Origin of the sequence: Vibrio hepatarius, from assembly GCF_001274785.1 — a bacterium.
Lineage (GTDB): Bacteria > Pseudomonadota > Gammaproteobacteria > Enterobacterales > Vibrionaceae > Vibrio > Vibrio hepatarius.
Window position 1 is genome coordinate 1 of record NZ_LHPI01000014.1, and the last position, 3,858, is coordinate 3,858.

At 58.4% G+C, this 3,858-nt stretch carries 6 protein-coding genes; 2 read left to right on the plus strand and 4 right to left on the minus strand.

Translation table 11 applies throughout. The annotated features are described in order from the left end of the window. Positions 1 to 499 precede the first annotated feature (499 nt). Positions 500 to 814 carry a helix-turn-helix domain-containing protein gene (locus tag AKJ31_RS23620; RefSeq protein WP_061342203.1) on the minus strand — a complete coding sequence of 105 codons (315 nt, stop codon included), beginning with the start codon at positions 812 to 814 and terminating at the stop codon, positions 500 to 502. Then, complete coding sequence (gene tetR(C), locus AKJ31_RS15045; protein ID WP_001038045.1) at positions 801 to 1,460, minus strand: tetracycline resistance transcriptional repressor TetR(C); 660 nt, start codon at positions 1,458 to 1,460, stop codon at positions 801 to 803. The genes AKJ31_RS23620 and tetR(C) overlap by 14 nt, the downstream gene beginning before the upstream one ends. Before the next feature lie 92 nt (positions 1,461 to 1,552). On the opposite strand from tetR(C), the gene tet(C) reads away from it, so the two are divergent. After that, positions 1,553 to 2,743 carry a tetracycline efflux MFS transporter Tet(C) gene (gene tet(C) / locus AKJ31_RS15050; protein WP_053409934.1) on the plus strand — a complete coding sequence of 397 codons (1,191 nt, stop codon included), beginning with the start codon at positions 1,553 to 1,555 and terminating at the stop codon, positions 2,741 to 2,743. Positions 2,744 to 2,798: 55 nt separating this feature from the next. On the opposite strand, the gene AKJ31_RS23580 is transcribed toward tet(C), so the two are convergent. Beyond that, positions 2,799 to 2,927 (minus strand): type VI secretion protein, encoded by a 129-nt coding sequence (locus tag AKJ31_RS23580; protein ID WP_001260374.1) that lies wholly within the window; start codon positions 2,925 to 2,927, stop codon positions 2,799 to 2,801. Between the two features lie 54 nt (positions 2,928 to 2,981). After that, positions 2,982 to 3,194, minus strand: a complete 213-nt coding sequence (locus tag AKJ31_RS22640) for a hypothetical protein (protein ID WP_001326882.1) — start codon at positions 3,192 to 3,194, stop codon at positions 2,982 to 2,984. On the opposite strand from AKJ31_RS22640, the gene AKJ31_RS22900 reads away from it, so the two are divergent. Beyond that, on the plus strand, positions 3,193 to 3,471 hold the full coding sequence (locus AKJ31_RS22900; protein ID WP_000015696.1) for a site-specific integrase: 279 nt from the start codon (positions 3,193 to 3,195) through the stop codon (positions 3,469 to 3,471). The genes AKJ31_RS22640 and AKJ31_RS22900 overlap by 2 nt on opposite strands. Positions 3,472 to 3,858 lie beyond the last annotated feature (387 nt).

Sequence of the window (3,858 nt, forward strand, 5' to 3'; positions counted from 1 at the left end):
TTTATCACCACCGACTATTTGCAACAGTGCCCATAGGCTTCATCAGCGCCTGACTGGCGAGCACGATTCCGGCCCTAGCCGCAGGATCGCGCAGGACGACCTAGTTACGAACCAGGCCGAGTGTTCCTGACATCCATCGGCACCATAGTTCTGCTTATCCGGCACGCGCGCGTCAGGGGTGTGGTGAACTACAAAGCAGACCCGTTGAGGTTATCAGTTCGATGCACAATCAGCAGCGCATAAAATATGCACAAGAACAGGAGCACCCTTCGCATTAAGCTGTGGTGGTAACAAGTAGTGCCGGGCTACCATCAGCGAGCATGATGCGCTCCCACAGCATTCGCCTTGGCAGTATGGAAGTTCCTCGCTCCAGTTCGGGCCGGTATCCACCTCGAGTGACCCCAGCCGCCCCTCATGCCAACCGAGCCCATTAAGCGCAGAGTCGGCCGCAACTATCTCGGGGACGCATAAACACGCAGCGATTTACCAAGGAGTTCGGCTAGGTCAATCCGCAATTCCCTTTGCCTGGCCGGAGATGCCGCGAGCAAACAATGTGTCCGGTCGCTACCAGATGGACTTTGTGGGCGGAGGATTGCACCAGACGCTTCAGCGCAGCGTCGTACGATGAATCGGAAGGCCCGGTAAGCAATTGAAGAACCGCTGACCACCTCCCATCCGACAATGCAAGGGTGCCCCGCTCCCAGCGCGACACGGTTGCCTGATCCACACCCATTAATTCAGCTAGGTGACTTTGCTTCATATGACGAAGCAACCGCGCCCTCCGCACCTGCCGCCCCCTGTCATTCGTCAACATTCTTCAGCACCTCAATGTCGTTCGTAGTGAGCCTCATTTTTTCAAGACCGCCGATGATGAGAGCCAGGCCTCGCTCGAATGCCGCGTCCGGACCGCCTTCGTAGACGATTTTCATCGCGCTCTGTAGGCGCGCCGGCATCGTAGACGCTGAGGTGGTCAACTGATCTTCGCCCCGCTCCTCGGCGTCTGCCTCGCTAGCTTGCTGCTCAAGAACAGCGCCGACGGTGAAGTAGCTGATTGCCATCAACGCATAGGTCGCGTCACCTGCCGAAAAGCCAGCATCGCAAAGGAAGCGAAGCTGCGCGTCGGCTTTTTCCATCTGCGGCGCGGCTGGCCGCGTCCCGGCATGAATACGCGCGCCATCGCGATAAGCGAGCAACGCCCGTCGAAAACTGCATGCATTGCCCTTCAGGAACGAACGCCAGTCGTCGTCATCCCTTGGCGTCGAATGCGTGTGATTTATCGTCAGCATGGCTTCGGCAAGTGCGTCGAGCAACGCACGCTTGTTCTTGAAATGCCAGTAGAGCGCTGGCTGTTGCACCCCGAGGCGCTCAGCCAGTCGGCGCGTCGTTAGACCTTCCATGCCCACGTCGTTAAGCAGTTCGAGCGCGGTTCGGATCACGGCCTCGCGTTGGAGCTTGTTCATTCGCGAATTCTCATGTTTGACAGCTTATCATCGATAAGCTTTAATGCGGTAGTTTATCACAGTTAAATTGCTAACGCAGTCAGGCACCGTGTATGAAATCTAACAATGCGCTCATCGTCATCCTCGGCACCGTCACCCTGGATGCTGTAGGCATAGGCTTGGTTATGCCGGTACTGCCGGGCCTCTTGCGGGATATCGTCCATTCCGACAGCATCGCCAGTCACTATGGCGTGCTGCTAGCGCTATATGCGTTGATGCAATTTCTATGCGCACCCGTTCTCGGAGCACTGTCCGACCGCTTTGGCCGCCGCCCAGTCCTGCTCGCTTCGCTACTTGGAGCCACTATCGACTACGCGATCATGGCGACCACACCCGTCCTGTGGATCCTCTACGCCGGACGCATCGTGGCCGGCATCACCGGCGCCACAGGTGCGGTTGCTGGCGCCTATATCGCCGACATCACCGATGGGGAAGATCGGGCTCGCCACTTCGGTCTCATGAGCGCTTGTTTCGGCGTGGGTATGGTGGCAGGCCCCGTGGCCGGGGGACTGTTGGGCGCCATCTCCTTGCATGCACCATTCCTTGCGGCGGCGGTGCTCAACGGCCTCAACCTACTACTGGGCTGCTTCCTAATGCAGGAGTCGCATAAGGGAGAGCGTCGACCGATGCCCTTGAGAGCCTTCAACCCAGTCAGCTCCTTCCGGTGGGCGCGGGGCATGACTATCGTCGCCGCACTTATGACTGTCTTCTTTATCATGCAACTCGTAGGACAGGTGCCGGCAGCGCTCTGGGTCATTTTCGGCGAGGACCGCTTTCGCTGGAGCGCGACGATGATCGGCCTGTCGCTTGCGGTATTCGGAATCTTGCACGCCCTCGCTCAAGCCTTCGTCACTGGTCCCGCCACCAAACGTTTCGGCGAGAAGCAGGCCATTATCGCCGGCATGGCGGCCGACGCGCTGGGCTACGTCTTGCTGGCGTTCGCGACGCGAGACTGGATGGCCTTCCCCATTATGATTCTTCTCGCTTCCGGCGGCATCGGGATGCCCGCGTTGCAGGCCATGCTGTCCAGGCAGGTAGATGACGACCATCAGGGACAGCTTCAAGGATCGCTCGCGGCTCTTACCAGCCTAACTTCGATCATTGGACCGCTGATCTTCACGGCGATTTATGCCGCCTCGGCGAGCACATGGAACGGGTTGGCATGGATTGTAGGCGCCGCCCTATACCTTGTCTGCCTCCCCGCGTTGCGTCGCGGTGCATGGAGCCGGGCCACCTCGACCTGAATGGAAGCCGGCGGCACCTCGCTAACGGATTCACCACTCCAAGAATTGGAGCCAATCAATTCTTGCGGAGAACTGTGAATGCGCAAACCAACCCTTGGCAGAACATATCCATCGCGTCCGCCATCTCCAGCAGCCGCACGCGGCGCATCTCGGGCAGCGTTGGGTCCTGGCCACGGGTGCGCATGATCGTGCTCCTGTCGTTGAGGACCCGGCTAGGCTGGCGGGGTTGCCTTACTGGTTAGCAGAATGAATCACCGATACGCGAGCGAACGTGAAGCGACTGCTGCTGCAAAACGTCTGCGACCTGAGCAACAACATGAATGGTCTTCGGTTTCCGTGTTTCGTAAAGTCTGGAAACGCGGAAGTCCCCTACGTGCTGCTGAAGTTGCCCGCAACAGAGAGTGGAACCAACCGGTGATACCACGATACTATGACTGAGAGTCAACGCCATGAGCGGCCTCATTTCTTATTCTGAGTTACAACAGTCCGCACCGCTGCCGGTAGCTATTGACTATCCGGCTGCACTAGCCCTGCGTCAGATGGCTCTGATCCAAGGCAAACTGCCAAAATATCTGCTGGCACCGGAAGTCAGCGCCCTGCACCATTATGTTCCGGATCTGCATCGCAGGATGCTGCTGGCTACCCTGTGGAACACCTACATCTGTATTAACGAAGCGCTGGCATTGACCCTGAGTGATTTTTCTCTGGTGCCGCCTTATCACTGTTGAAGGCCACCGCTCATCACGCGTTTGCTGACATTGAGCCCTGCCGGCCGATCGGCCTGAGACTCTCAGCACAGGAGACGGCGGGTGACGAGCGTATACTTTTTCGACGCTTGGTTGCGGTCGCGCTAGGCGTGGCCGCCGACGAACCCGCTGGTGTCGCCCTTGCGGAGCAGCGCAAGGCGGACCTTGCCACGACATCCCCTCGCCCGCCGATCGTCTAAATTCGTCGAGGTTAAGAAATTCCCGCTCCGGCGAGGCCATCACCATCACCGGCGTCAGGTAGTGGACATGGCAGCAGCGCACGCAGGGGCACTGTTGCAAAGTTAGCGATGAGGCAGCCTTTTGTCTTATTCAAAGGCCTTACATTTCAGGGTAAGCGGATTAAATGGT